General features: G+C 63.9%; 25 protein-coding genes. 10 read left to right on the plus strand and 15 right to left on the minus strand.

The window, feature by feature from the left end:
• Positions 1-492 precede the first annotated feature (492 nt).
• From FJ967_RS14820 to FJ967_RS14840, 5 genes are all read left to right on the plus strand, one after another.
• The gene (locus tag FJ967_RS14820; RefSeq protein ID WP_140732562.1) at positions 493-1,845 is read left to right on the plus strand and encodes an extracellular solute-binding protein; all 1,353 of its coding nucleotides are present in this window, start codon (positions 493-495) and stop codon (positions 1,843-1,845) included.
• 159 nt (positions 1,846-2,004) lie between these two features.
• A complete protein-coding gene (locus FJ967_RS14825) occupies positions 2,005-2,889 on the plus strand; it encodes a sugar ABC transporter permease (protein ID WP_140732563.1) in 885 nt (294 codons plus the stop codon).
• Positions 2,890-2,896: 7 nt separating this feature from the next.
• On the plus strand, positions 2,897-3,811 hold the full coding sequence (locus FJ967_RS14830; protein ID WP_140732564.1) for an ABC transporter permease subunit: 915 nt from the start codon (positions 2,897-2,899) through the stop codon (positions 3,809-3,811).
• A 16-nt stretch (positions 3,812-3,827) separates the two neighbouring features.
• Positions 3,828-4,928 carry a sn-glycerol-3-phosphate import ATP-binding protein UgpC gene (locus FJ967_RS14835; protein ID WP_140732565.1) on the plus strand — a complete coding sequence of 367 codons (1,101 nt, stop codon included), beginning with the start codon at positions 3,828-3,830 and terminating at the stop codon, positions 4,926-4,928.
• Positions 4,929-4,941: 13 nt separating this feature from the next.
• Positions 4,942-5,751 carry a phosphodiesterase gene (locus tag FJ967_RS14840; protein ID WP_140732566.1) on the plus strand — a complete coding sequence of 270 codons (810 nt, stop codon included), beginning with the start codon at positions 4,942-4,944 and terminating at the stop codon, positions 5,749-5,751.
• A 42-nt stretch (positions 5,752-5,793) separates the two neighbouring features.
• Here the strand turns inward: FJ967_RS14840 and FJ967_RS14845 are convergent, their stop codons facing one another.
• From FJ967_RS14845 to FJ967_RS33400, 6 genes are all read right to left on the minus strand, one after another.
• Complete coding sequence (locus tag FJ967_RS14845) at positions 5,794-6,876, minus strand: ABC transporter ATP-binding protein (RefSeq protein ID WP_140732567.1); 1,083 nt, start codon at positions 6,874-6,876, stop codon at positions 5,794-5,796.
• Positions 6,873-8,453, minus strand: a complete 1,581-nt coding sequence (locus tag FJ967_RS14850; protein ID WP_181175869.1) for an iron ABC transporter permease — start codon at positions 8,451-8,453, stop codon at positions 6,873-6,875. The genes FJ967_RS14845 and FJ967_RS14850 overlap by 4 nt, the downstream gene beginning before the upstream one ends.
• A gap of 164 nt (positions 8,454-8,617) precedes the next feature.
• Positions 8,618-9,625 carry an iron ABC transporter substrate-binding protein gene (locus FJ967_RS14855; protein ID WP_140732568.1) on the minus strand — a complete coding sequence of 336 codons (1,008 nt, stop codon included), beginning with the start codon at positions 9,623-9,625 and terminating at the stop codon, positions 8,618-8,620.
• A 120-nt stretch (positions 9,626-9,745) separates the two neighbouring features.
• Positions 9,746-11,098 (minus strand): hypothetical protein, encoded by a 1,353-nt coding sequence (locus tag FJ967_RS14860; RefSeq protein ID WP_140732569.1) that lies wholly within the window; start codon positions 11,096-11,098, stop codon positions 9,746-9,748.
• Positions 11,099-11,107: 9 nt separating this feature from the next.
• On the minus strand, positions 11,108-12,157 hold the full coding sequence (locus tag FJ967_RS14865) for a hypothetical protein (RefSeq protein WP_140732570.1): 1,050 nt from the start codon (positions 12,155-12,157) through the stop codon (positions 11,108-11,110).
• Between the two features lie 77 nt (positions 12,158-12,234).
• Positions 12,235-12,372 carry a hypothetical protein gene (locus FJ967_RS33400; protein ID WP_181175871.1) on the minus strand — a complete coding sequence of 46 codons (138 nt, stop codon included), beginning with the start codon at positions 12,370-12,372 and terminating at the stop codon, positions 12,235-12,237.
• A 230-nt stretch (positions 12,373-12,602) separates the two neighbouring features.
• Here FJ967_RS33400 and FJ967_RS14870 point away from each other — a divergent pair, with 230 nt between their 5' ends.
• From FJ967_RS14870 to FJ967_RS14880, 3 genes are all read left to right on the plus strand, one after another.
• Positions 12,603-13,139, plus strand: coding sequence for a sigma-70 family RNA polymerase sigma factor (locus FJ967_RS14870; protein WP_140732571.1), 537 nt, complete (start codon positions 12,603-12,605; stop codon positions 13,137-13,139).
• A 1-nt stretch (position 13,140) separates the two neighbouring features.
• Positions 13,141-13,779 carry an NrsF family protein gene (locus FJ967_RS14875; RefSeq protein WP_140732572.1) on the plus strand — a complete coding sequence of 213 codons (639 nt, stop codon included), beginning with the start codon at positions 13,141-13,143 and terminating at the stop codon, positions 13,777-13,779.
• 211 nt (positions 13,780-13,990) lie between these two features.
• Complete coding sequence (locus tag FJ967_RS14880) at positions 13,991-15,916, plus strand: PAS domain S-box protein (RefSeq protein ID WP_246675275.1); 1,926 nt, start codon at positions 13,991-13,993, stop codon at positions 15,914-15,916.
• 22 nt (positions 15,917-15,938) lie between these two features.
• On the opposite strand, the gene FJ967_RS14885 is transcribed toward FJ967_RS14880, so the two are convergent.
• From FJ967_RS14885 to FJ967_RS14915, 7 genes are all read right to left on the minus strand, one after another.
• Positions 15,939-16,817 (minus strand): 3-hydroxybutyryl-CoA dehydrogenase, encoded by an 879-nt coding sequence (locus tag FJ967_RS14885; protein ID WP_137930603.1) that lies wholly within the window; start codon positions 16,815-16,817, stop codon positions 15,939-15,941.
• 211 nt (positions 16,818-17,028) lie between these two features.
• Positions 17,029-17,958 (minus strand): electron transfer flavoprotein subunit alpha/FixB family protein, encoded by a 930-nt coding sequence (locus tag FJ967_RS14890; RefSeq protein ID WP_140732574.1) that lies wholly within the window; start codon positions 17,956-17,958, stop codon positions 17,029-17,031.
• Positions 17,959-17,981: 23 nt separating this feature from the next.
• A complete protein-coding gene (locus FJ967_RS14895) occupies positions 17,982-18,731 on the minus strand; it encodes an electron transfer flavoprotein subunit beta/FixA family protein (protein WP_140732575.1) in 750 nt (249 codons plus the stop codon).
• Between the two features lie 234 nt (positions 18,732-18,965).
• On the minus strand, positions 18,966-19,766 hold the full coding sequence (locus FJ967_RS14900; RefSeq protein ID WP_140732576.1) for a rhomboid family intramembrane serine protease: 801 nt from the start codon (positions 19,764-19,766) through the stop codon (positions 18,966-18,968).
• Between the two features lie 33 nt (positions 19,767-19,799).
• Positions 19,800-20,381, minus strand: a complete 582-nt coding sequence (locus FJ967_RS14905; RefSeq protein ID WP_140732577.1) for a cob(I)yrinic acid a,c-diamide adenosyltransferase — start codon at positions 20,379-20,381, stop codon at positions 19,800-19,802.
• 19 nt (positions 20,382-20,400) lie between these two features.
• Positions 20,401-20,592 (minus strand): twin transmembrane helix small protein, encoded by a 192-nt coding sequence (locus FJ967_RS14910; RefSeq protein ID WP_140732578.1) that lies wholly within the window; start codon positions 20,590-20,592, stop codon positions 20,401-20,403.
• Positions 20,593-20,636: 44 nt separating this feature from the next.
• Positions 20,637-21,503, minus strand: coding sequence for an SDR family oxidoreductase (locus FJ967_RS14915; protein WP_140732579.1), 867 nt, complete (start codon positions 21,501-21,503; stop codon positions 20,637-20,639).
• 58 nt (positions 21,504-21,561) lie between these two features.
• Here FJ967_RS14915 and FJ967_RS14920 point away from each other — a divergent pair, with 58 nt between their 5' ends.
• Entirely contained in the window at positions 21,562-22,413 is an 852-nt protein-coding gene (locus FJ967_RS14920; RefSeq protein ID WP_140732580.1) for a YihY/virulence factor BrkB family protein, read from the plus strand.
• A 155-nt stretch (positions 22,414-22,568) separates the two neighbouring features.
• Here FJ967_RS14920 and FJ967_RS14925 read toward each other — a convergent pair whose 3' ends face one another.
• The gene (locus FJ967_RS14925) at positions 22,569-23,441 is read right to left on the minus strand and encodes an EamA family transporter (protein ID WP_140732581.1); all 873 of its coding nucleotides are present in this window, start codon (positions 23,439-23,441) and stop codon (positions 22,569-22,571) included.
• A gap of 184 nt (positions 23,442-23,625) precedes the next feature.
• Positions 23,626-24,501, minus strand: a complete 876-nt coding sequence (gene gluQRS, locus FJ967_RS14930) for a tRNA glutamyl-Q(34) synthetase GluQRS (RefSeq protein ID WP_140732582.1) — start codon at positions 24,499-24,501, stop codon at positions 23,626-23,628.
• A 75-nt stretch (positions 24,502-24,576) separates the two neighbouring features.
• On the opposite strand from gluQRS, the gene FJ967_RS14935 reads away from it, so the two are divergent.
• Positions 24,577-25,236, plus strand: a complete 660-nt coding sequence (locus FJ967_RS14935; protein ID WP_140732583.1) for a DNA-3-methyladenine glycosylase — start codon at positions 24,577-24,579, stop codon at positions 25,234-25,236.
• The last annotated feature ends 18 nt before the right edge of the window (positions 25,237-25,254 follow it).

A 25,254-nucleotide genomic window follows, 5' to 3' on the forward strand; every position in this document is an offset into this window, starting at 1 on the left:
GCCCACAGGAAATAAAAAAGGAAATACGACTGATTAAGGCTTGGCCGTTGAAGGATCGATAAGTCGGCTGCAACCAGGGCGTGCCGTCCCGGTGCAGAGCGACCCCGGGCCCGAAGCCCCGAAGGCGAGCTTCGATTTCGATCTGGCCAGCGCTGGGATGACGGCGGCAGGCCATGGACAGGCGGCGCTGTCGAAAGGGCCTCGCGCATCCCTGGCCGATCGACAACGGGCGCGTGCGCCGGCCGCGGCGCCGGCATTTCGGCATCCCTTTAGCCGGGTAATCATGCGGGGCTTTACGTCATCGACAGCCGCCCTAGCTACCTAACGCGCGGGTGTCACCTTTTGATGCCGGCGCAACCGCCGAGGGGGAGGAAAGACGGCTGTTCACAGGCCCCGGGAAGCCACAACAGAACTGTCACATACCTTCTCTAAGAGAGCGGGCAAGGACTTGCGCAAGACCCTTGTCACCAGCCATTCAAGAGGGAAGAAATCATGACCATCATCAAGCGGGGCTTGACTGCCCTTGCCGCAGGGGCGCTCAGCACGGCGCTCGCGGTACCTGCCTTCGCAGAGCCGGTAAAATTCGATTTCTGGTTCGGCCTTTCGGGCGACCTCGCCCGTGTCGTCGACACGATGTGCAAGAACTTCAACGAATCGCAGAAGGACTATGAAGTCGTCTGCACCAGCCAGGGTAATTACGACGCCACGCTGCAGAACACGATTGCCGCCTTCCGTGCCGGCAAGCAGCCCACCGTCGTCCAGGTCTATGACGTCGGTACCGCCACCATGATGCTGTCGGGCGCCTACAAGCCCGCCGACAAGCTGATGGAAGAGAACGGCTACAAGATCGACTACGCCGACTATTTCCCCGGTATCGCCCGCTACTATGCGACCTCGAAGGGCGAGATGCTGTCCTTCCCGTTCAATTCGTCCACCCCACTGATGTACTGGAACAAGGACGCCTTTGCCAAGATCGGCAAGACCGAAGCGCCGAAGACTTGGGAAGACGTCGGCGCCGACCTCAAGGCGTTGAAGGACGCCGGCTATGAATGCCCGATGGCGATCAACATCTCGGCCAATGAAAGCTGGCAGCTGATGGAGCAGTTCTCGGCGCTGCACAACCAGCCGATCGCCACCAAGAACAATGGCTATGACGGTCTCGACGCTCGCCTGGAGGTCAACAAGACCAAGTTCGTCCAGTACGTCACCGACCTGAAGAAGTGGTATGATGACGGTCTGGTCAAGATCAAGTCGAAGGATCTCGGCCAGGATATGGTGCAGGCCTTCGCCACCGGTACCTGCCAGGTGATCCTGACCTCGGTGGGCGACCATGGCACGGTTGGCCGCACGCAGAAGGAAGGCATGAACTGGGACGTCGCCGAACTGCCGGTCTACGCCGGCACCACGCGCATGAACTCGCTGGTCGGCGGCGCATCGCTCTGGGTGCTCTCCGGCAAGTCGGACGCCGAGTACAAGGGCGCGGCCGCGTTCCTGAACTTTATCCACGATCCCAAGACGGCTTTGTTCTGGTCGACCAACACCGGCTACATTCCGGTGACCAAGTCGGGTTTCGACTACATGAAGTCCCAGGGCTTCTATGACAAGGCGCCCTACAAGGGGCGCGAGGTCGCCATCGCCAGCCTGACGGCTTCCGAGCCGAACGAGATCACCCGCGGCGTGCGCCTGGGCAATTTCACCCAGATCCGCGCCGAGTTCGGCACCCAGATGCAGGCGATCTTCGCCAACAAGGTGAGCGTCCAGGAAGGCCTCGATACGCTGGTCAAGAACGGCGACGCCATCCTCGACCGCTTCCAGCAGACCTATCCGGGTAAGACCCTGCCCTGATCCTGGATACTGGAAGGGCCGTCCGCCGAGCTTCGACGGGCGGCCATTTCATATCGGGTTTAATTTGCGCATGCCGCGAAACCGGTGCCACTTTCGGCAGACATGCCCTAATGTTGCTCCAAGAAAGCGGGCTGACGGTTCAACGACATCGGCGGATCGATGGAAAAACGCGTCACTTTCAGCAGATGGACGATCGGTATCCTGTTCGCGGTGCCGCAACTGCTGCTGATCTTCACTTTCTTCTACTGGCCGGCGGGGCAGGCCGTCTATTGGTCGCTGACGCTGCAGCAGCCCTGGGGCGGCGGCAACATCTGGGTTGGACTGGACAATTTCCGTTCGATCCTGTCCAACGCCGATTACTGGCACTCGATCACCGCAAGCCTGGTCTTCGCCGGCATCAGCACGGGCCTGGCGATGTTCATCGCGCTTGTGCTCGCCGCCTTGACCGACCGGCAGCTTGCCGGCTCGTGGCTGTACCGGGTGGTGCTGATCTGGCCCTATGGCATCGCGGCGCCCGCGCTGGCGCTGGCATTCCGCTTTATCCTGGCGCCGGAAGCCGGCTTCATGGCCGTCGTCAACCAGGTCTGGCCCGGCTTCTGGGATCCCGGCCTCGATGGCACCGACGCCATGACCTCGATCATCATCGCCTTTTCCTGGAAATATGTCGGCTACAACTTCATCTTCTTCCTCGCCGCGTTCCAGGCAATTCCGCGCTCACTGATCGAGGCGGCGGCGATGGATGGTTCCGGCGTCATCAGGCGTTTCTGGGACATACAGTTTCCATTGATCACGCCGACGATCTTCTTCCTGCTGGTCATCAACATCACCGAAAGTTTTCAGGACTCCTTCGGCATCGTCGACATCATGACGGCGGGCGGCCCGGCCAATGCGACCAATCTGATGGTCTACAAGATTTATTCGGACGGCTTTAAAGGCCTCGATTACTCCGGCGCCGCCGCGCAGAGCATCATCCTGATGATACTCATCGTCGCCCTCACCGTCGTCCAATTCCGCTTCATCGAGCGGCGCGTGCATTACAGGTGAGATTGGTATGGTCGAGCGCACCCCGTTCCTCAATTTCTTCACGCATCTGATCCTGTTCGCCGGCTTCATTTTCTGCGTCGCGCCGTTCGCCATCGTGGCGATCGCCGCCTCGCATAATCTCAGGGATGTCAACGACGTGCCGATGTCGCTGCTGCCGGGCAGCGATTTCTGGGTCAACATCAAGACCGCCTGGGTGACGGCCGATCTAGGCCCGAAGCTGCTCAACAGTTTCATCATGGCGTTCGGCGTCGCCGCCGGCAAAGTGATCGTCTCGGCGCTTACGGCTTTCTCGATCGTCTATTTCCGTTATCCCGGCCGCATGCTGATCTTCTGGCTGATCTTCATCACGCTGATGCTGCCGCTCGAAGTGCGCATCGTGCCGACCTATGCCGTGGTCGCTAATGTGCTCGAGCCGTATCAGACGATCCTGGACCTGACCGGGATTTCCTGGCTGATCGAAAAGGTCTCGGGCGTACAGGTCTCGCTCAGTCTGGGACTGCTCAATTCCTATAGCGGCCTGATCCTGCCGCTGGTCGCCACCGCCACCGGAACGTTCCTCTACCGCCAGTTCTTCCTGACCGTGCCGGATGAACTGACCGAGGCCGCGCGCATGGACGGCGCCGGCCCGCTGCGGTTCTTCATCGACGTGCTTTTGCCCTTGTCGCGCAACAACATGGCCGCACTTGGAACCATCATGTTCCTGTGGGCCTGGAACCAATATCTGTGGCCGCTGCTCATCACCACCGACCAGTCGCATGCAATGGCGGTGACGGAACTCAAGCAACTGATCCCAAATGTCGGCGGCGCCCCGGAATGGCACATTGCCATGGCAGGAACGCTCATCATCATGCTGCCGCCCCTGTTCGTCGTCGTGCTGATGCAGCGCTGGTTCGTGCGCGGGCTGATCGCTACCGAGAAATAAAAATAGGGAGACAAAAATGGCCTCCATCGCAATACGCGGCGTCAAGAAGAACTACGCCAAGACAGCTGTCGTGCACGGTGTCGACCTCGACTTCGCCTCGGGCGAATTCGTCGTCATCCTGGGACCATCCGGCTGTGGCAAGTCCACGTTGCTGCGCATGATCGCCGGGCTGGAGGAGATTTCCGAAGGCACGATCGCCATCGACGGGACTGTGGTCAACAAGCTCGAGCCACGCGAGCGCGGCTGCGCCATGGTGTTCCAGAATTACGCTCTCTATCCGCATATGAGCGTGGCACAGAACATCGGCTATTCGCTCAAGGTCGCCGGTGTCCCCGCGGCCGAGCGCAACCAGCGCATCCAGGCGGTGGCCCGCACGCTGGAACTCGAGCATCTGCTCGACCGCAAACCGATGGCGCTTTCCGGCGGCCAGCGGCAGCGCGTCGCCATGGGTCGCGCCATGATCCGCGAGCCGAAAGTCTTCCTGTTCGACGAGCCGCTTTCCAATCTCGACGCCAAGCTGCGCGTGCAGATGCGCTCGGAAATCCGCAAGCTGCATCGCCGGCTGGATGCGACCTCGGTTTTCGTCACCCACGACCAGGTCGAGGCGATGACGCTGGCCGACCGGCTGGTGGTGATGAATGGCGGCCGCGTCGAGCAGGTCGGCACACCGGCCGAGGTCTATAGCCGCCCGGCCAGCCGGTTCGTCGCCACCTTCGTCGGCGCACCGGCGATGAACATTCTGGAAGGCACGGTGGAACTCGACGGGCTGTCGCTGCCCGGCGGCAGCCGACGCCTGGCCATGCCTCGCGCCGGCCTGCCGGTCGGTACCAAGGTGGCGATGGGCATCCGGCCGGAAGCCGTCCGGCTGGTGGCGCCGGGCACATCGGGCGCGCTCAGCGCCACGGTCGACCTGGTCGAGGAACTGGGCGCGGGGCGGGTTATCTATGTCGATCTCGACGGCGCGCCGTTCTCGGTGATGACGTCGGAGGCCGTGCACGCCGAGCCCGGCAGCACCGTCGGCTTGAAGATTTCGCCCGAGGACATGCATTTCTTCTCATCGGAGACGGGAAGCCGCCTCGATGTCTTCAAGGCTTCCGTCCCCGAACCGGCCCTTTGACGCGCGGACGCAGATGAAGATCATCCAGGTCACCGATGTGCATCTCGGCCGCCGGGGCGAACTGCGGTTCGGCGCCGACCTGCACCAGCGGTTCGCCTCCTGCATCGCTCACATCAATGCCCATCACGCCGACGCTGCACTTTGCGTCGTCACCGGCGACCTGACCGAGACCGGCGCAGCGCAAAGCTATGCCGACCTGCGCGCCACGCTGGGGACGCTGTCGACGCCCTACAGGCTGCTGCCGGGCAACCACGACCGGCGGGCCTATCTCGCCGCCGCCTTTCCCGAACTTCCGGTCGACGAAAACGGCTTCGTGCAGTCGGTCCACGATACCGGCAACGAGGTGCTGCTGTTCCTCGATGGCCTTGCGGAAGGGCGCATCGAGGGTGAACTCTGCGCAATGCGTCTTGCCTGGCTGCGGGCCCGGCTCGATGAAGCGGCGGGCCGGCCGGTCTATGTCTTCCTGCATCACCCGCCGGTCGCGCTCGGCCTGCCGCAACTCGATCCCCTGGCGCTGCAACAGCCGGAGCGGCTTCTGGACCTGCTCGAACGCCATGGCAATGTCCGCCACATCTTCTTCGGCCACGTCCACCGCGACATCGCCGGCACCGTGGCCGGCATTCCGTTTTCGGCGCAGCGCGGCCTGCACGCCCGGTTCGAACTGGCGCTCGACCGATCGAGCGAGATCGTCGAACAGGCGCCGCCATCCTATGCGGTCATCCTCCTCGACAGCGCCGCCAGGCGCGTCGTCATCCACGGCTGCGATTTTCTCGAGCAATGGCCGGCCTATTCAGCCGAAACCGGTCAGCCCATCACGGTGTGAGCGGCCATTTCGCATGGCGATCGGCGCCCTGAGCCCTCGGCCTCATGCGAACACATGCGCCTTGCCCGACACGGTCAGCCGCACGATCTCGCCGACAGACGGCGCGTCCATGCCGGATTTGCGCAGGATCAGCGGCGTGCCGCCGATGGCGGCGGCGTCCGGCGGATCGGCATTGTTCAGGAGCCGCACCGCGATGGTGCATGTCGAGCCGGCGAATTCCGATTCTGTCACCTCGCCGAACAGCATGTCCGGCGTGCCGGACATGCCCTCGCGCGAAGTGCGTTTCAGCCCGATCTGCTCCGGCCGCAGCATGATGCGGGCGACATCGCGGCTGTCGGACGTGTCGACGGCGATGCGGCCGAGCGGCGAACTGGCGAAGCCGCCCGAAATACTCGCCGGCAGGATGATGGCATCGCCGAGGAATTCGGCGATCATCCTGTCCTTCGGCTTGAGATAGAGCTCGCGCGGGGTGCCGACCTGGGAGAATTTTCCGTCACGCATCACCGCCACCTGGCTGGCGAAGGACAGCGCCTCGGCCTGGTCGTGCGTCACCAGGATTGTGGTGATGCCGGCCGCCTCCAGAAGTTCTGCCACCGCCTTGCGCATCGAAGCGCGCAGGCCGGTGTCGAGGGCCGAGAACGGCTCGTCGAGCAGCATCAGGCGCGGCTTCATCGCCATGGCGCGGGCAAGCGCCACGCGCTGCTGCTGGCCGCCGGAGAGCTCGTGCGGGCGGCGTTTGAGGATCGCCTTGTCCAGTCCCACGATATAGGCAAGTTCGACGATGCGCTCGGCGCGCTTGTCGTCGTCACGCCTCACACCGAAACCGATATTGTCCGATATGGTCAGGTGCGGGAACAGGGCGCCGTCCTGCGCCACCACGCCAATGCCGCGGCGATGCGCCGGAACGGCCGCGCCGCCATTGGCCAGCACCTGCCCGTCGAGTACGATGCGGCCCTGGTCGGGCGCCTCGAAGCCGGCGATCAGCCGCAGCAAGGTCGTCTTGCCGCAGCCGGAGGGTCCCACGATCGCCGTGCGGCTGCCGCTGGCGACGTTCAGGTCGACGCCGGCAAGGGCTGCAACCGGGCCGTAATGCTTGTGCAGATTGCCGAGTTCAAGAAAGCTCATCGTCCAGCCATCCGCTTCGACTGGACATAGAGCAGCCATGTCAGGGGCAGCGACATCGCCACCATGATGAAGGCGTAAGGGGCCGCCGAGGCATAGTCGATCTCGCCACTGTAGGACCAGAACGCCATGGCCAGCGTGCGGGTGCCGTTCGGCGCCAGCATCTGGGTCGCGGTCAGTTCGTTCATGATGCCCAGCGCCACCAGCGCCATGCCGGCCGCGGCACCCGGCGCCGACAGGCGGATCGTCGTCGACCACAACGCATTGAGCGGTCGCCGGCCGAGGCTGGACGCGGCGCGTTCGAGCTCGACCGGCGCCTGGGCGATCGAGGCGCGCAGGCTGACCAGGGCGCGCGGCAGGAACATCAGCGCATAGGCGACCAGGATGGTGAACAGGGTCTGGTAGAGCGGCAGCGCGATGCGCACCGTAATGGTGACCAATGCCAGCGCGATGACGACGCCCGGCAGCGAGCCGACAATGTAATTGCATCCCTCCAGCAGGCGCTGCAGCGGCCCGGGCGCGCGGATCGAGATCCAGGCCATCGGCATCGCCGCGACGGTGGCAAGCAGCGCCCCGGCGAGCGACAGGAACAGCGTCTGGCCAAGGGCCAGGCCGATCTCGTCGACGCGCCAGACGTCGGCACCGCCGGCGGCAAGCCAGCGCCCGATGGTCACGAATGGAACACCAAGCGCCAGCAATGTGGTGAGGACGAACAACAGCAAGCTGGGCAGGGTGGCGCGGCCGAGGCTCACCCGTTGCTGATGCCGCGCGGCACCGGAACCGACGCGGGCATAACGCTCCTCGCCGCGCACCAGCACCTCCAGCCCGAGCAGCACGAAGCAGCAGGTCACCAGCACGCCGGCCAGCATGTTGGCGGCCGGTCCGTTGAAGGTCGACTGGAATTGGTCGACGATCGCGGTGGTGAACGTGTCGAAGCGGATGAAGACATAGAGGCCGTATTCGGCCAGCAGATGCAGCCCGACCAGAAGCGAGCCGCCGCATATTGCGAGCCTGAGCTGCGGCAGCACGACACGCCAGAACACGCGCCAGGGGCCGAGACCAAGTGCCGCCGCCGCATCTTCCAGGGCAGGGTCGAGGCGACGAAGCGCCGCGGACACCGGCAGATAGAGGAAGGGGAAATAGGCAATGACGGACACCAGCACACCGGCCCACAGGCCGTGCAGCCCGGGGACGATGGTGATCCAGGCATAAGAATGCACGAAAGCAGGGATGGCGAGCGGCGCCACGCAGAGCCAGGCCCAGAGCCGCGCGCCTGGCAGGTCGCTGCGCTCGGTCAGCCAGGCCAGCGTCACCGACAAGGCGATGGCGATCGGTACGGCCAGCAGCACAAGCAGGCCGGTGTTGACCAACAGCTCGCCGACACGCGGCCGGAAGACCAGTGCCGAGACGGTCTCCCAGCCGGTCTGCACCGCGATCCAGATGATGAAGGCGAGCGGCACAAGGGCCAGCAGCGAGGCCGACACGGCGGCGGCGACGATCCACGGAGCGACCCGCCGTTGCGCCCGCCGGCGTATTTTCGGCGACATATCCGAGCGTGCGAAGTCGACCGCGGACTGCATCAGGCGAGACGCCAGGCCGTTGCCGCCGCGACGGCGGCGATCGGGCGGCCGTGATCGCGGCCGGACAGGGAGCATGTCGTCATCGACAGGTCTCAAAAAACAAAACGCTCCCGCGGGGTTACCGCGGGAGCACGGTCTGACGTCCTTATTAGGACGAACGGCAACTAAAGCAAGCCGGCTGCCGTCATCAGGTCGGTGACCTTCTTGGAGTTCAGTGTCGCGGCGTCAACCTTCGGCGCCTGCAGGTCGGGCAGCGGCACCAGCTTCGAATTGGATTGCGCGTCCTTGCCGACCGCATATTCGAAGGAGGTTCCGTTCTTCAGCACGTCCTGCCCGCCCTTGGCGGTCACCCATTTCAAGAATGCCTGGGCTTCCTTCTGATGCTTGCTCGAGGCCAGCACGCCGCCACCGGAGACCGATACGAAAGCGCCCGGATCCTGGTTCTTGAAATAGTACAGCGCGACGTTCTTGGAGTTCTCGCCGGTCTTGGCCTGATCGCCGAAATAGTAATAGTGGTAGATCACGCCGCCTTCGATCTCGCCGGCATTGACCGCCTTCATCACGGTGCTATTGCCCTTGTAGGCGGTAAAATTCTCCTTCATCGCCTTCAGCCAGTCGGCCGTGGCGGCCTCGCCCTTGAGCTGCAGCAACGCGCTGACGATGGCCTGGAAGTCGGCGCCCGATGGCGAGGCTGCCCAGCGGCCTTTCCAGCTAGGATCGGCGAGATCGAGCAGTGACTTCGGAAGCTGGTCTTCCTTGAGCTTGTCCTTGTTGTAGGCAAAGACGGTGCTGCGGGCGGCGACGCCGACCCACTTGCCGCTCGACGGCTGGTATTCCTGCGGAACCTGGGCCAGCGTCTCGGCATCGACCGGTGCGAACAGGCCCGCCGCCTCGACCAGCGCCATGGCCGGCGAATTCTCGGTCAGAAACACGTCGGCCGGCGAGGAAGCGCCTTCGGCGACGATCTGGTTGGAGAAGTCGCTGTCGCCGCCATTGCGCAAGGTGACCTTGACGCCGGTCTCCTTGGTGAACCCTTCGGCCCATTCCTTGGCCAGGCTTTCATGCTGGGCGTTGTAGACGATGATGCCGGCATCCTCGGCCGAAGCAGGGCCGGCGGCCAGGCCGATTGCAAGCGCCGCAGCACCAGCCAGGGCAAGAAGGGGGGATTTCATAAGATACTCCTCGGTTGCCCGCATCGCGGGTGCGTTCGAGTATCAATTCATGAATAGGTTAGTCAAGATTGAAAGGCGTGGAGCCCATCACGGTTTCGGGTGTCGAACGCCGCCATGGCATCATCCGATATGCGGTCCCGGCGAGGGCTCCTGCGGGGTGCAGCCGTCAACCAGGGGATGAATGGTCCAACGCTGATCCAGCCCCTGCTGTGTCCGTTTGGTTTCCGGGTCGAAGGCGTCGTTCAGCATGGCGCACCAGGTTCTGCGCAGGTTTTCGCAGCGTGTCCGGAACGCCGCGCTGCCAAGCCCGTCACGCATATCCTGCGCGGCGAGGTCGGTGGCCTCGCCCGGCGGCTTGGGAGGGATGGCGCCTGTGTCGGGAAAATCCGGAGTCCATTGAAGATAATGCTTTGCGTCGACACCGGCCGCCGCATCGAATTTGACCACAGCCATCAGCGGATGGAACTCGTGCCAGCCCTTGTGATAGCCGTCATAGACATGTTCGCCCAGCACAGCGACATGATCGCCCATCCTGATCGGGCCGAGCACCTTGTCGCCGACATTGGCGTCCTCGACATTGCCCGGGTTCCAGTTGAACAACCCCTCGAGGACCGGCTTGACCCCGCCGAAGTAGGACGCGGCCGCGCCGATGGCGCCGCCAATGGCCCCACCGAGCAATCCGCCGAGGAACGAGCCGATGGCGCAGCCCAGCGCCCCCAGGAAGAACGATCCGATGGCGCAGCCGACAGCCGCACCGACGCTGGCGCCAGCGGCCGCCGCCGCGGCTGTGACGACCAAGGCCGCCGTCAGCAGGATGACGATGGCCGGCGCCCATTGCCGCATCTTGATCCAGAAGTCGCCCTCGGCCTCGCAATGCAGACCCCAGCGCGCATGATCGTCGGCGGGTGCGTAGCCGAGATCCGTCTTCAGGTCATCGCGCGGAAACAGCAATTCGTGGCCCTGGAAGCCGTCATTAAGAATGTCGTTCGCCGGATGGGCCGCGATGCTGGCGGCGAATTCCGTGACGACGGTGCCGTCGGCATTGTAACGATTGGCGGCAGCCAAAGCCGCCTGATTGGTTTCGGCGTTGAGGATTTCGGTCGTCGGGTGCGGCATCAATATGACGTCGAAATACTGATCGTTGTCGAAGGCGCCGAGATCACTGCGGAACGGATTGTAGGAGACGATGCCGACGGCGCATTTCGGGTTATCCTTGTCGAGGCAGACCAGGCGATGGTTGAGCCATTCCCCGGCCGCCTTGTCGATGGTCGCGGTGGCGGACGCCAGAAATGCGATTGCGGCCGCAAGCGCCGCGCCGATCGGTCCCAGTAGCAGGCCGAAAGCCGCCGACAGCCCGGTAATGACAAGAATCTGCAGTGCCTGGCCGGCGAGAAAGGCCAGCCGGTCGTCCTCATTGTAGGGCTTGCCGCCGGCCGGATAGAGAAAGCAGCTCGTATAATGCTTGTAAGCCATCGGCGCGCCTCAGCCTTTCGTGGCGGTGAGCGTCACGCCGCCGGTCATGGTGCGCGATCCACTGTCGCCGATCGCGAAGACATGGACGTTGAAGGTCTTGGAGCCGCGGAAGGCCGCGTCCTTCGGCTCGATCTCGACTGCAATCTCCGTCACCTGGCGCGGCTGCAGTGAAAGCGTTCTCGGAACGATCCTGACCGCCCAGTCGTCCGGAACGGCAAACCGGCCATAGGCCTGCTCCTCGAGAGCAGTGGCCCAGCGCGCCTTGCTTTCGGCAAGGCGCGACCGCGGGGTGCCGGCGCGCCCGTCCCTATCTTCGCCGCGCGGCGGGACGCATGGCCGCAGCTTCGGCAGGCCATAGCAGTCCGCCTCGATCTGGAACCGCCGGACCACCGAGGCCTCGTTGCGGAGGCTGAAGACGAATTTGGCCGGTGACTGCATCTCGGCAATGTTGACGTTCTTCTGGCCAAGGTTGTTGCCGGGATTGGCGTCATCGCCCCAGGAAAGCTGCGCCTGCAGGCAGTAGTGGCCGCCGGCGGCGGGCGTGGTCCAACTGAACTCGGCATAGGCAGGACAATCGATCGTGCCCTTGGCTCCGAGATTGACGGCGGTGCTGGCGATCGGGCGGGAAACGGTCTGCGCGCCGAACGACAGGTAGGACAGCGCAACGCCGACGCCGACGGCGGGAGCATCATAGGATCCGTTCCAGACGCGTACGCGAACGCGGTAGGTGTGAGCAGGCTGGAGCGCACCGCCGACTGGCGCCGCACCGTCGAAAATGTCGATGTCGGGATTGTCCCAGGTGACCGCTAGTCCCTGCGCCATCAGATAGTACTGGGCATAGAGAAGCGGGTCGGCGCGCTTGTAGATGTCGGGCGGCAACTGGATGCAGCAATCGTTCTGTGTCGGGGTCGGCAGGGGCCGGCCCTTGGCCAGCCGGCATTGCAGCCTGCATATCGTGGCAAAGAGCGCCTTCAGCCCAGCGGCCAGACGCTTCCAGAATTCGGCGTCGAACAACAGCAGGGCCGCGGTTCTGACGTGATCGACCAGAGATCCTGCCATGTCGTGTTTCCCACGCTGAGAGGACGCAACGGTAATGTTTTGGCTGGCGGACATGTGCCCGCCAATTGCCCAGCAGGCTATTTCCTCAATGATTTCTGTCGTCTGTAGAAGTAGATGGCGGCGACGAGGACTATGGCCGCAATGACAATGCTGCCCTCGAAAGTTCCCGAGCCATTGTCGGGAGAAAATCCAAAAATACGTTCGATGAAATCCATTTCGGCCTCCCTCCGATGCTTTGACGCTACAGCGAGGTTTACCTTACGTCAATCAAGGCTCGATCCGCGCTCTTCCTCAGGTCTGGCTGGTAACCGGAGCATCCGTCAGCGAATTTTCGCTGGCCATTCCGCAAACTTTCGTGATTTGCCCGTAGTTTGGCTTGGACATTATTTGGCCGGCCACGTAACAAATCAGTGCCGAGGCGCGAAGATCGGGGGAGTGAACTCTTGTGAGCGGCAAGGACGAGGCCGAGCTTTCCCGGCTGTTGCGGGCCGCGATCGCGGGAGATGAAAAGGCCTATGCCGACTTTCTCCACCGGATTGCCGCGCTGATCCGCGGCTTTGTCAGGCGCAAGATCGTGCAGGGCGGGGTCGATCCCGAGGATGTCGTGCAGGAAACCTTGCTGGCCATTCATTTGAAGCGACACAGCTGGCGCCAGGAAGCGCCCGTACTGCCCTGGGTCTATGCGATTGCCCGTTTCAAGCTGATCGACGCGTTCCGGCGGCGCGGGCGGCGCATCGAGATCGATGTCGACGACATCGCCGAGACTTTCGCCGAGCCGGAGACCGAGACAGTCAGCGAGCGCGACGTCAACAGGGCGCTCGACGGGCTGCCGCCGGCCCAGCGTTCCGTGGTCTCGTCGGTATCGGTGGAAGGTCGTTCGATCGGCGAGACGGCAGCCAAGTTCGGCATCACCGAAACAGCGGTGCGTGTTTCGCTGCATCGAGGGCTTGCCGCCATAGCCAAGCGATTCGGACGGCAGTGACATGAGAACCGAAGATCTCATCAAGGCACTCGACGCCGATATCAGCAGCAAGGCAATGCCGCTGCGCTCCGCATGGTGGATGGCTGCTGGCGCTGCGGTGGTCATTGCGGCCCTGGTCTTCTGGATGACGATAGGTCCGCGCCCCGACATCATGATCGCCATGCATACGATGCGCTTCATGTCGAAATTCGTCTTCACCATCGTGCTTGCCGTCACCGCCTTCGCCCTGATCAGGGCGCTGTCGACACCAGGCGCCTCGACGGCCAGGGCGATGGCCTGGATGGCCGCGGCACCCTTGCTGGTGGCCGTGGCGGTGGCTCTGGAGTTGTTCATGGTGCCGGAGGCGCTGTGGGGCACCCGGATGATCGGCTCCAACATGATGATCTGCATGAGCTTCATCCCGCTGATCGGCCTCGGCCCGCTGGCCATCTTCCTGTGGATGCTGCGCTATGGCGCGCCGACGCGGCCAGTGCTTGCCGGCGCGGTCGCGGGGCTGCTCGCCGGCGGGCTGGCGGCGACTTTCTACGCCGCCCACTGCTTCGACGATTCGCCGCTTTTCGTTGCCACCTGGTACACGATCGCCATCGCGGCTCTCGCTCTGCTCGGCGCGCTTGGCGGGCGGCTTTTCGTACGCTGGTAGGACCACGCGTCCGGAGCCGCGACCGTGCACCGATCCTTAATCATGCCGGCAATTGTTTGCCGGTTTCTCTTATCGCCGGTACCTCGGGCGCAACCTTTCCTTAAAATCGATCCTTCAGGGTTTTGACGGGAAAAAGCGATTGCCCACGGGGGTGGCATAAATCGTGAGATTACCGGGATTAAACAGGCCTCGCGGGCATTCGGCACTGGCCTTGGCCTTGGCCGGTCTTGCCGTTGCGGCGGCTTCGGTCTTGCTGCCGAGGCTGAGCCTTGGCGCCCAGGCGCTCGAACTCTGCCTCCAGGTATCGTTCGCAGTGGTGGCCGGCGCGCTGGTGCTCACCGGCCTGTTCATGACGCGTATCTCGAACGACCGGCGGCAAATCGCGGAGAGCGAGCAGCGGTTCCGTCGAGCCATGGAAGACTCGGCCATCGGCATCGCCATCGTCAGCCTCGACGGGCGTATTCTCGAGACCAATCCCGCCTTTGCCGCCATGCTTGGCTACAACAGAGAGGAAATCGAGGCGCTGACCTTCTTCCAGATCACGCATCCTGACGATCTGCAGATCGGACGCGACACGATGGCCGGCCTGAGGGCGGGTACCGTCGATGCTTTCCACTTCGAGAAGCGTTATCTCAAGAAGGACGGTACACCCGTCTGGGCCCATCTTGCCGGTTCCGTCATTCGCGATGAGAGCAGCGGGCGCCCGCTCTATATCGTCTCGCAGATCGAGGATATCGACGCGCGCAAGCAGGCCGAGGCACGTATCGCGGAAGCGGAAACGCGCTGGAACTTCGCGCTTGCCGGCGCCGGTCAAGGCGTCTGGGACCTCGATATGCGCAAGGGAGGCACCACCTATTCCTCCACCTGGGTCAAGATGCTCGGTTTTGAGGACGGCGAACTCGATGGCGACCCCGATCACTGGCTGACAATGATCCATCCGGACGACCGGGCGGGGGTCGCGGAAGCCGATCGCGCCCATCTCGACGGCAAGACGGAATTTTTCGAGGCCGAGTTCAGGATGCGCCACAAGGATGGGCGCTGGATCTGGATACTCGATCGCGGCAAAGCCATCGAACGCGATGCCGACGGACAACTGATCAGAGCGATCGGCAGCCTGACCGACATCACCCGACGCAAGCAGGCCGAAGAACGGCTCACCGTGTCGGCGGCGATGCTGGCCGACGAGAAAGAGCGCCTGAAGGTGACGCTGCAGTCGATCGGCGACGCCGTCATCTGCACCGATGCAGCCAACCGCGTCACCTTCATGAACCCGGTGGCCGAGAAGCTCACCGGCGTCGCCGCCGACGAAGCCCTCGGCAAGACGCTCGGCCACGTCTATTGGGCGGTCGACGAGGAGACCGGTCAGCGCATCGGTGTGGCGCGGACGTCGATCGGCGCGGGAATGCCGTCCGAGCAGAACAGCCGCGCGGTACTGATCAGACGCGACGATACACGCTGCAGCATCCGCCAGGTCGTGTCGCCGATCATGAACGAGCGGGGCGAGTTCTGCGGCCTGGTCATCGTTTTCCAGGACTTCACCGATGCGCGCGCCTTGCAGCGCCAGCTCGCCCACGCCGCCGCGCATGACGCGCTGACGGGGCTGGCTAACCGCTCGAGCTTTATCCGCACCATGGAGGAGCTTGTCGGCCAGGCGCGCAAGGACGGCACGACGGCAGGGGGCGGCCATCAGTTCATGTTCATCGACCTCGACCATTTCAAGCTGGTCAACGACACCGGCGGCCACGCCGCTGGGGACGCCTTGCTGAAGCAGGTGGCGGAGGCGGTGCGCGGTGTGCTCGGTCCTGGAGACATCGTCGCGCGTCTGGGCGGCGACGAATTCGCCGTCATCCTGAAATCGGGTTCGACAGCCGGCGCCCGGATCGCCGCGCGCTCCATCATCGATGCGATAGCCGGCTTGAATTTCAGCTGGGACGGCCGTCCGCACGTCATCGGCGCCAGTATCGGGCTCGCGGCCATCAATGCCGATTGCGGCGAAGCCGACGAGATCATCGCAAGCGCCGACGCCGCCTGCTATGCGGCCAAGGCAGCCGGCCGCGGATGCGTTTCCGTGGCACCCGACAGCCGGATCGCCGATGACAGGTCGGAACCGCCCAAGCCGCTTGCCGCGGCATCTTGAGGGGTGAGGATAAAGGCCCGGTTCAGCGCGTCGGGACTGGGTGCTCGCCGCGATAGTCGTAGAAGCCGCGTCCGGTCTTGCGGCCGAGCCAGCCGGCCTCGACATATTTCACCAGCAGCGGGCAGGGGCGGTATTTCGAATCCGACAGGCCGTCATGCAGCACCTGCATGATCGACAGGCAGGTGTCGAGGCCGATGAAATCGGCAAGCTGCAGCGGCCCCATCGGATGGTTGGCGCCGAGGCGCATGGCGGTGTCGATGGCATCGACCGTGCCGACGCCCTCATAGAGCGTGTAGATCGCTTCGTTGATCATCGGCAGCAGGATGCGGTTGACGATGAAGGCCGGGAAATCCTCCGAGACCGTGATCGTCTTGTCGAGCTGCTTCACATAGGTCTTGGCGGCTTCGAAGGTCTGATCCTCGGTGGCGATGCCGCGCACCAGTTCGACCAGCTTCATCACCGGCACCGGGTTCATGAAATGTATGCCGATGAAGCGCTCCGGCCGGTCGGTCTGCGCGGCGAGACGCGTGATCGAGATGGACGAGGTGTTGGTCGCCAGGATGGCCTCAGGATTGAGCTGCGGACAGAGCTGGGCGTAGATCTTGCGCTTGACCGTCTCGTCCTCGGTAGCCGCCTCGATCACCAGATCGGCGCCAGCCAGGTCGGCCATCGCCGGGGCCGAGCCGATGCGTGCCATCGCCTGGTTGCGCAGCTTCTCGTCGAGCTTGCCGGAGCCCACCTGGCGGGCCATGTTGCCGCTGATGGTGGCGATGCCCTTTTCGATGCGGTCGGGTGAGATATCGTAGATCAGGACCTTGTAGCCCGAAAGCGCGGAGACATGGGCAATGCCGCCGCCCATCTGGCCCGCACCAATGATGCCGATCGTCTCGATCTTGCTCATTACCCGATCCCGTCCGGAGCGTTTTTCGCTGGAAAAGCGAACCGCCCCATCTCTTTGTTATCCCGCAATTCCCGGCGCAAAAACCCCTGCGCACTGCTGCTGGAACTGCATTAAGCCTTTGTGGCCTGCTTATTGTGCAGTGCAAACTAAAAGGGCGGGGCGACTTCGTCTACCCCACCCCTCGCAATTTAATACGGTTTGCGCGGAAGCGTCAAAGCGCCTTCTGCAACTCCGGCAGGACGACGAAGAGATCGCCGACGAGGCCATAGTCGGCGACCTGGAAGATCGGTGCTTCCTCGTCCTTGTTGATGGCGACGATGACTTTCGAATCCTTCATGCCGGCGAGGTGCTGGATGGCGCCTGAAATGCCGACCGCGATGTAGAGATCGGGTGCGACCACCTTGCCGGTCTGGCCGACCTGCCAGTCGTTCGGCGCATAGCCGGCATCGACGGCGGCGCGGGATGCGCCAACCGCCGCACCGAGCTTGTCGGCGACCGGCAGGATGACTTCCTGGAACTTCTCCGAGGAGCCGAGCGCACGGCCGCCAGAGATGATGATCTTGGCCGAGGTCAGCTCCGGACGGTCGTTTTCCGACAGCTTGTTCTCGACGAAGGAGGAGAGGCCGGGATTGGCCGCCGCCTGCACGGTCTCGACAGAAGCCGAGCCGCCCTCGGGCGCTGCCTGGAACGAGGCGGTGCGCACGGTGATGACCTTCTTGGCGTCCGTCGACTGCACGGTCTGGATGGCGTTGCCGGCATAGATCGGGCGCTTGAAGGTGTCGGGCGACACCACTTCGATGATCTCCGACACCTGCGCGACGTCGAGCAGGGCCGCAACGCGCGGGGCGATGTTCTTGCCGGCGGAGGTCGCCGGCGCGATGATGGTGTCGTAGGCGCCGGCCAGAGAGACGACGAGCGCGGCCGTCGGTTCAGCGAGACGTTCGGCGAGTTCGTCAGCTTCGGCGAGCAGCACCTTGCCGACACCCTTCAGCTTGGCGGCGGCGTCGGCCGCGGCCTTTGCGCCCTTGCCGGCGACCAGCACATGCACGTCCGAACCGATCTGCAGCGCCGCCGACAGGGCCTTGGCGGTCTGGTCGGAAAGGGTTGCGTTGTCGTGTTCGGCGATGAGGAGAATTGCCATTTGTCTGTTCCTTTCCCGATCGCTTACAACACGCCGGCTTCGTTCTTGAGCTTCTCGACCAGCTCGGCGACGCTCTTGACCTTGACGCCAGCCTTGCGGCCCGAGGGCTCCTCGGTCTTGATGACCTTGAGGCGCGGCTTGACGTCGGCGCCGTAGTCGGCCGGGCTCTTTTCGTCGAGCGGCTTCTTCTTGGCCTTCATGATGTTGGGCAAGGAGGCATAGCGTGGCTGATTGAGGCGAAGGTCGGCGGTGACGATCACCGGCATCTTCAATTCGACGGTCTGCAGGCCGCCGTCGACTTCGCGCGTCACCTTGGCCTTATCGCCGGCGAGCTCGATCTTGGAGGCGAAGGTGCCCTGGGCCCAGCCCAGAAGTGCGGCCAGCATCTGGCCGGTCTGGTTGGAATCGTCGTCAATCGCCTGCTTGCCGAGGATGACGAGGCCGGGGGCCTCGGCCTCGACCACGCCCTTCAGCACCTTGGCGACGCCGAGCGGCTCGGTCTGCTCGTCGGTCTTGACCAGGATGGCGCGGTCGGCGCCCATGGCGAGCGCGGTGCGCAAGGTTTCCTGCGCCTGCTGCGGGCCAACGGACACGACGATGATCTCTTCGGCCTTGCCGGCTTCCTTGATCCGGATTGCTTCCTCGACCGCGATCTCGTCGAACGGGTTCATCGCCATCTTGACGTTGGCGAGCTCCACCGCGGAACCATCGGCCTTCACGCGCACTTTGACGTTCGCGTCCACAACCCGCTTCACGGGCACAAGGATCTTCATTTGCCTGTCACCTCTTCACGCTAATCGGGCGCGCTATAGCAGCCTGCGCCCTTTCTGAGTTGTCGAAAGCCGACATTCCTGACTGAATTCCGGCCAGACGGAATTCTGGCCGGATGGAAATTCTGGTCTTTGCCCGCCTTGGGCTGCTCCTTAACCGCCCTGGGCCCGGACGGAAACGCTTCCGTAGTTGTGGCAACCCCTGACGTCAATACGCTGAAAGCTGCTCAAATCGGTTCAGTTTGGGCCAGATGGGCTTCCCCGACCCCAACGCGTCGTGGAGGCCGACGTTTCGGGGGGCGCCGGTTCGCCGACAGCCGGCGGCTGTTCGGGGGTCGGAACGATGGCATCCTCTTCGGCGGGGGCAAACAGCGGCACGCCGCGGCTGCGCAGGACGAGCACAAGAACCGCGCCGGCGATGATGCCGCCGATATGGCAGGCCCAGGAGATCTGGTCCTCGCCGCCGGCCGCGAACATGACGATCTGGAACAACACCCACAGGATCAGCGGGATGAAAGCCGGAATGCGCAGCGGAATGCGGGCGAAGGCCAGCACCCATACCTTCACCCTGGGATAGAGGATCAGATAGGCGACGACCACGCCGGCGATGGCGCCCGAGGCGCCGATCAGTGGCACCTGGGAGTTCCAGGCGACGAGCCCCTGGAAGGCGGCTCCGGCGATGGCGCACAGGAGATAGAAGATCAGGTATCTGATATGGCCGAGCGCGTCCTCGACATTGTCGCCGAAGACCCAGAGGAACAGCATGTTGCCGCCGAGATGGAAAATGTCGGCATGCAGGAAGGAATAGGTAAGGTAGCTCAGGCTCTCGGGGATGATGACGAAGCGGGGATCGAGCTCGGCCGTGTCATGGACGACGGAGGGGATGAAGCCGAGGCCGAGCACGGCCGCGTTGGTGAAGTTCTCGCCGCCGAGCGCCGTCGCGCAATAGACCACCGCGTTGGCGACGATCAGCCCGATCGTCACATATTGCAGCCTGATGTGGCGCAGCCTGTTGGTGTCGTAAAGCGGGATGAACATCCGTCGTCGGCCCCCTCCCGCGTTGCGATCCGTTCAGCGGTTCTTGCCGGGAACCCATAGCACGTCGGCATTTCCGTTGTCATTGACCGCCCGGGCGGCGACAAACAGGAAATCCGAGACACGGTTGATGTATTTCAGCCCCTCGCGATTGACGTGTTCGGCCGGGTCCTGAGCAAGCGCCACCATCAGCCGCTCGGCCCGCCGTGCCATCGTCCGGGCGAGATGAAGCGCCGCCGCGGCCGGGCTGCCGCCGTTGAGGACAAAGGATTTCAGCGGCTGCAAGTCCTTGTTGAGGAGGTCGATGTCCTTCTCGACGCGATCGGTCTGCGCGGCAACGATGCGCAGCGGCTCGTAACCGAGCGGCTTGCCGTCATCGGGCACCGCAAGGTCGGCGCCGAGGTCGAAGAGGTCGTTCTGGATGCGCGAAAGCATGGCGTCGATTGCCGGATGGCTGGCGGCTGTGTGGATGCGGGCCATGCCGATACAGGCATTGGCTTCGTCGACCGTGCCATAGGCATCCACCCTGATATCGGATTTCAGCCGCCGCTCGCCGGTGCCCAGACCCGTGGTGCCATCGTCGCCGGTGCGGGTGTAGATCTTGTTGAGCTTGACCATTTCGTCTCCCGAAAGGCCCTCACTTGCGGGTGAAATACACGGCCAGCAGGATCAGCGCCAGCGCCACCGCCTGCAGCATGACGCGGGCCTGCATCAGCTTGTTGGAGGTGACGCCGGAACCGCCGCGCATCATGTTGATGAGGCCGCGGACCAGAACGATCACCACGGCGGCCATGACCAGAATGGCGAGGATGTTGAAGACGGTGGCCATTTTGCGTTTCCCAGTTCTTTTCTTGTTCAGGCGCGCATTCTTGCTCAGGCGCGCTTGGCGAGCAGGCGATGGAGCATCGATGCCGGCAGGATGCGTTTGAGCATGGCGCCGATCCTGGCCGACACTGTTACCACATAGTGCGGGTGGGGGCGCCGCGACAGAAGTGCATGGCGAAGCACCTTGTGGACCACTTCCGGTCCGGGCTTCAGTGCCGATTGGCTGCCGCCGGCGCGCATGCGCTGCAGCTGCGCGGCGTAGTCGACGCGATGCACGGAATTCTCGTGGTCGATATTGCTGAGGAACCAGGGCAGGCCATTGCTGGCGATCCTGGATTTCACCGGTCCCGGCTCGATCAGCGAGACGTGGACCCCGCTGCCGGCCAGTTCCTGGCGTTGGCAAAGCATCAGCGCCTCCAAGGCATGCTTGGATGCCGAATAGGCGCCGCGGAAGCGCACGGGCACCAGGCCGAGGATCGACGAGCAATGGACGAGACGGCCATGGCCCTGCCGGCGCATCACCGGAACCAGACGGCGGGTCAGGTCGTGCCAGCCGAAGAAATTGGCCTCGAACTGTTCCCTGAGCGCCGCAACGGGCAGATCCTCGACGGCGCCGGCCTGGGCGTAAGCGCCGTTGTTGAACAGCGCGTCGAGCCTGCCGCCGGTGCGGTCAAGCACCGCCGCCACCAGGGCGGCGATGGAATCCGGTTCGCGGTAATCGAGATAGAAGGCCTCGATGCCGTCCGCTTCGAGCGCGGCAATGTCCTGTGGCTTGCGCGCCGTCGCGAACACCCGCCAGCCCTCGGCCTTCAATGCACGGGCGCAATAGGCGCCGATGCCGGAAGAGGCACCGGTGACGATGATGGTGCGCAACTCTGCCGCTGGAGAATTCGTGGTTTGACGAAGGGTTGCCATTTGCCGCATTCACTTCCCATATTCGCGGCGTCGAGACAATCGAAGGGAGCGCGGGTTCTTGCTGCGGAATATTGTCGCCCTGCGCCGCGTGCTCTACGACGCGCTCGGACACTTCAACACCGATGACGGCTGGGCGATGGCCAGCCATCTGGCGATCACCTCGCTGATGGCGCTGTTTCCATTCCTGATCTTCGCCACGACGCTGGGCAGCTTCCTCGGCGCCCAGGCCTTCGCCGACACGGCCGTGCATCTGGTCTTCGACACCTGGCCGGACCAGATCGCCAAGCCGATCGCGCATGAGGTGCTGAACGTGCTGACGGTACGGCGCACCGATCTGTTGACTTACGGCGTGCTGCTTGCCGCCTATTTCGCCTCGAACGGCATCGAGGCGCTGCGGACATCGCTCAACCGGGCCTATCGGGTCACGGAAACGCGCGGCATCATCTACCGCCGGGTGCAGAGCATCTTCTTCGTGCTGATCGCGACGGCCGGCTTTCTTGCGATCAGCGTGCTCTTGGTATTCGCGCCCTTGCTGGCGCGGCTGGCGGAGAGCCATTTCGAGTGGATCAAACCCTATACCGGCACCATCACGCTGTGGCGCTACGTCATTGCCTCGACCGTCATCGTCGGCGGGCTGTTTGCCGTCCATTACTGGCTGCCGGCCGGCAAGCGCCGTTTCGTATCGCTGGTGCCGGGCATCATCTTCACGCTCGCCGCATGGCTTATCGGCTCGACGATGTTTGCCACCTATCTCGATCATTTCTCGTCCTATGTGACGACCTATGCCGGTCTCGCCTCGATCATGATCGCGGTGGTGTTCCTCTACATCGTCTCGGCGATCTTCATTCTCGGCGGCGAACTCAATGCCGCCATCAGCCGGTATCTGGAGGCGCGGGCGCGGGTGGGGTGAGGTGGAGAATTGGGGAGTTGAGAAATTGAAGAACTGAAGAACTGAAGAACTGAAGAAAAATTGGACATATCCGGCGCTGTGCGCTTCTTCCTCAATTCCTCAATTCCTCAATTCCTCAATTCCTCAATTCCTCAATTCCTCAATTCCTCAATTCCTCAATTCCTCTGCCTCGCCGTAGCCAGGCCAACACCAAATGTCGTGATCGCCATGCCGACGATCTGCAAGGCGTTGAGCTGCTCGTCGAACAAAGCCCATGCGATGAGGGCGGTGACCGCGGGCACCAGATAGAACAAAGAAGCCACTTTCGACATCTCGCCGTCGCGGATCATCACCATCAGCAGGAAGATGGCACCGAGCGACAGGACCAACACCAGCCAGGCCATGGCAAAGATCAGCTCGCCGTTGATGACCACGGTGTGCGTTTCGAACGCCAGCGCCGCCAGCATCATCAGCGACGCGCCGCCGACATACTGCCACATGGTGGCGGCGACGAGGTCGCCGCCGGAGGCGAAACGCTTCTGCCAGATGGTGCCGGCGCTCATGCCGAGCACGGAGACCAGCGAGGCGGTCAGGCTTGCCGCCGTCACGCCGCCGCCGATCGCGCCGAGTTTCGGCCAGAGCACGATGACAATGCCGATCAGGCCGATGGCGAGGCCGAGCCAGTGGCGGGGCAATATGGCTTCGCCCAGGAACCTGCCCGCCAGCACTGCCGTGATCAGCGGCTGCAGGCCGACGATCAGGGCTGAAAAACCGGCCGGCATGCCGCGGTGGATGGCCCAGAAAACGGCGCCCAGATAGACGCCGTGCATGAGCACGCCGGCGCCGGTGGCGTGCAACGCCTGCGCACGGGTGGCTTTCTTCGAGCCAAGCAGAAGCGTCAGGACGGCCAGAAGGGCGGCGGCGATGACGAAACGCGCGGCCAGGAAGGTGAACGGCTCCGCCCACGGCATGGCATAGCGCGCGCCGATGAAGCCGGTGGCCCACAGGACGACGAAGGTGGCGGGGATGAACCGCTTGAGGCTGTGCATGTCGCGGAGACCGTGCCTGGTGAGAACTGACGTGGCGCTGCTCTAATCCTGTTCCGCACGCCGTGCAAAACCAAACGATTGATCCATCCGTCCCTGGGATTCAACGGACGGCATGCCCGGCGCGCGTTTCTCCTGACATAGCGCCGATCGAAGACAGGGGCGCCGATCGAAGACAGGGCGCCGTTCAAAGCCCAACCATGTGTCTGATATCGTCCGGCGATGCGCCGGCGTCGCGCAGCGTGGCAAGACCGGTATCCCTGAGGCTCTTCGACAGTTTGCGCCCATCCGGGCCGAGGATCAGCCGGTGGTGGAAATAGGCGGGTTGCGGCAACCCCAGCAGGTCCTGGAGCAGGCGTTGTACGCCGGTCGCGGAAAACAGATCCCGGCCGCGCACGACATGGCTGACGCATTGCAGCGCATCGTCCATGACGACGGCGAGGTGATAGCTGGTCGGGATGTCGCGGCGTGCCACGATCACGTCGCCCCAATCCTGCGGACTGGCCACCACGGAGTGCGTCGCCGACAGCGTCTCATCGTTGAACTCGGCCCATACCAGATCCCCGCCGAGGCGCTTCATGGCGGCGCCGACGTCCAGCCGCCAGGCGAATGGCGCGTTCTCGGCGATACGCCGGTTCCTTTCCTTCATCGGCAGCGCCTTATCGGCCGGAGGATAGAGCGGCACGCCGTCGGGGTCGCGCGGCCAGTCGCGCCCGCGCGTTTGGGTGTCGGCGATGAAAGCCCTGATCTCGCCACGGCTCATGAAGGCGGGATAGACCAGCTCCTCGCGGATCAGGCGCTCGAGCACCACCCGGTATTCGGCAAAGTGCTCGGATTGCCGGCGCACCGGCTCTTGCCAGGCCAGGCCCAGCCATTTCAGGTCGGCAAGCATGCCGGCCTCGAACGCCGGGGTGCAGCGCGTGGTGTCGATATCTTCGACACGCAGCAGCAGACGGCCGCCGGCGTGCATCGCCAGCCCCTGGTTGAGCAGCGCTGAATAGGCGTGACCCAGATGCAGTTCGCCATTGGGGCTGGGCGCGAAGCGGAATGTCAGGAGCGTCATGTCTCAGGCGGCAATCGGGTTGTGCTGTGGTTTTGGCCATTGCTACTTTGCGGCACATTCGCGGACAAGGATACCATGCAGCGCATCGCGACACTGGACGACGTTGAGCGCGGGCTCGATGCGCTTTGCGCGATCGATCCGCGCCTGGAGAAAGTGCGCGGCATGGCCGGCGAGGTGCCGCTCAGGCTCTCGGAGCCCGGGTTTCGAAGTCTCGCCTCCATCATCGTCTCGCAGCAGGTGTCCCGCGCGAGCGCCGATGCGATCTTCGGCAGGCTGACGAGACTGGTCGATCCATTGACGCCGCAGGCGATCCTCGCCGCCGGCGAGGACATGTTTCGCGAGGCCGGCCTGTCGCGGCCCAAGCAGCGCGGCCTGATAGCGGTCGCGCAGGCGGTGGCCGACGGGCTCGACCTGCATCACCTCTGCTCGCTCGACGCCGGCGAGGCGATCGCGGCGATGACGGCGGTGCCCGGCATCGGTCCCTGGACGGCTGAAGTGTATCTTCTGTTCGCCGCCGGGCATCCCGACATCTTCCCGGCGCGCGACGTCGCGCTGCAGAGCGCGGTCGGCCATGCGCTTGGCATCGACCCGCGTCCGCCGGAGAAAACCCTGATCGCGCTGGCCGAATCATGGAGCCCGTGGCGAGGTGTCGCGTCGCGGCTTTTTTGGTCCTACTATCGCGAAACCAGGGGGCGAGACGCCGCGCCGCCCAGCGGAACTGCGCAAAATGCGTGAAAATCGCGCATTTTTGGC

The organism is Mesorhizobium sp. B2-3-4 (assembly GCF_006442315.1).
In the GTDB taxonomy this organism is placed as follows: domain Bacteria; phylum Pseudomonadota; class Alphaproteobacteria; order Rhizobiales; family Rhizobiaceae; genus Mesorhizobium.

What these genes read in the sequence shown, in the direction of transcription:
- FJ967_RS14935 (WP_140732583.1), top strand. Translation starts at nt 24,577, where the DNA reads ATGCAGCGCATCGCGACACTGGACGACGTTGAGCGCGGGCTCGATGCG.
- FJ967_RS14900 (WP_140732576.1), bottom strand. Translation starts at nt 19,766, where the DNA reads ATGTTCATCCCGCTTTACGACACCAACAGGCTGCGCCACATCAGGCTG.
- FJ967_RS14825 (WP_140732563.1), top strand. Translation starts at nt 2,005, where the DNA reads ATGGAAAAACGCGTCACTTTCAGCAGATGGACGATCGGTATCCTGTTC.
- FJ967_RS14890 (WP_140732574.1), bottom strand. Translation starts at nt 17,958, where the DNA reads ATGGCAATTCTCCTCATCGCCGAACACGACAACGCAACCCTTTCCGAC.
- FJ967_RS14835 (WP_140732565.1), top strand. Translation starts at nt 3,828, where the DNA reads ATGGCCTCCATCGCAATACGCGGCGTCAAGAAGAACTACGCCAAGACA.
- FJ967_RS14885 (WP_137930603.1), bottom strand. Translation starts at nt 16,817, where the DNA reads ATGAGCAAGATCGAGACGATCGGCATCATTGGTGCGGGCCAGATGGGC.
- FJ967_RS14910 (WP_140732578.1), bottom strand. Translation starts at nt 20,592, where the DNA reads ATGGCCACCGTCTTCAACATCCTCGCCATTCTGGTCATGGCCGCCGTG.
- FJ967_RS14875 (WP_140732572.1), top strand. Translation starts at nt 13,141, where the DNA reads ATGAGAACCGAAGATCTCATCAAGGCACTCGACGCCGATATCAGCAGC.
- FJ967_RS14845 (WP_140732567.1), bottom strand. Translation starts at nt 6,876, where the DNA reads ATGAGCTTTCTTGAACTCGGCAATCTGCACAAGCATTACGGCCCGGTT.
- FJ967_RS14915 (WP_140732579.1), bottom strand. Translation starts at nt 21,503, where the DNA reads ATGGCAACCCTTCGTCAAACCACGAATTCTCCAGCGGCAGAGTTGCGC.
- FJ967_RS14925 (WP_140732581.1), bottom strand. Translation starts at nt 23,441, where the DNA reads ATGCACAGCCTCAAGCGGTTCATCCCCGCCACCTTCGTCGTCCTGTGG.
- FJ967_RS14820 (WP_140732562.1), top strand. Translation starts at nt 493, where the DNA reads ATGACCATCATCAAGCGGGGCTTGACTGCCCTTGCCGCAGGGGCGCTC.
- FJ967_RS14855 (WP_140732568.1), bottom strand. Translation starts at nt 9,625, where the DNA reads ATGAAATCCCCCCTTCTTGCCCTGGCTGGTGCTGCGGCGCTTGCAATC.
- FJ967_RS33400 (WP_181175871.1), bottom strand. Translation starts at nt 12,372, where the DNA reads ATGGATTTCATCGAACGTATTTTTGGATTTTCTCCCGACAATGGCTCG.
- gluQRS (WP_140732582.1), bottom strand. Translation starts at nt 24,501, where the DNA reads ATGACGCTCCTGACATTCCGCTTCGCGCCCAGCCCCAATGGCGAACTG.
- FJ967_RS14840 (WP_140732566.1), top strand. Translation starts at nt 4,942, where the DNA reads ATGAAGATCATCCAGGTCACCGATGTGCATCTCGGCCGCCGGGGCGAA.
- FJ967_RS14905 (WP_140732577.1), bottom strand. Translation starts at nt 20,381, where the DNA reads ATGGTCAAGCTCAACAAGATCTACACCCGCACCGGCGACGATGGCACC.
- FJ967_RS14895 (WP_140732575.1), bottom strand. Translation starts at nt 18,731, where the DNA reads ATGAAGATCCTTGTGCCCGTGAAGCGGGTTGTGGACGCGAACGTCAAA.
- FJ967_RS14860 (WP_140732569.1), bottom strand. Translation starts at nt 11,098, where the DNA reads ATGGCTTACAAGCATTATACGAGCTGCTTTCTCTATCCGGCCGGCGGC.
- FJ967_RS14850 (WP_181175869.1), bottom strand. Translation starts at nt 8,453, where the DNA reads ATGCAGTCCGCGGTCGACTTCGCACGCTCGGATATGTCGCCGAAAATA.
- FJ967_RS14865 (WP_140732570.1), bottom strand. Translation starts at nt 12,157, where the DNA reads ATGGCAGGATCTCTGGTCGATCACGTCAGAACCGCGGCCCTGCTGTTG.
- FJ967_RS14830 (WP_140732564.1), top strand. Translation starts at nt 2,897, where the DNA reads ATGGTCGAGCGCACCCCGTTCCTCAATTTCTTCACGCATCTGATCCTG.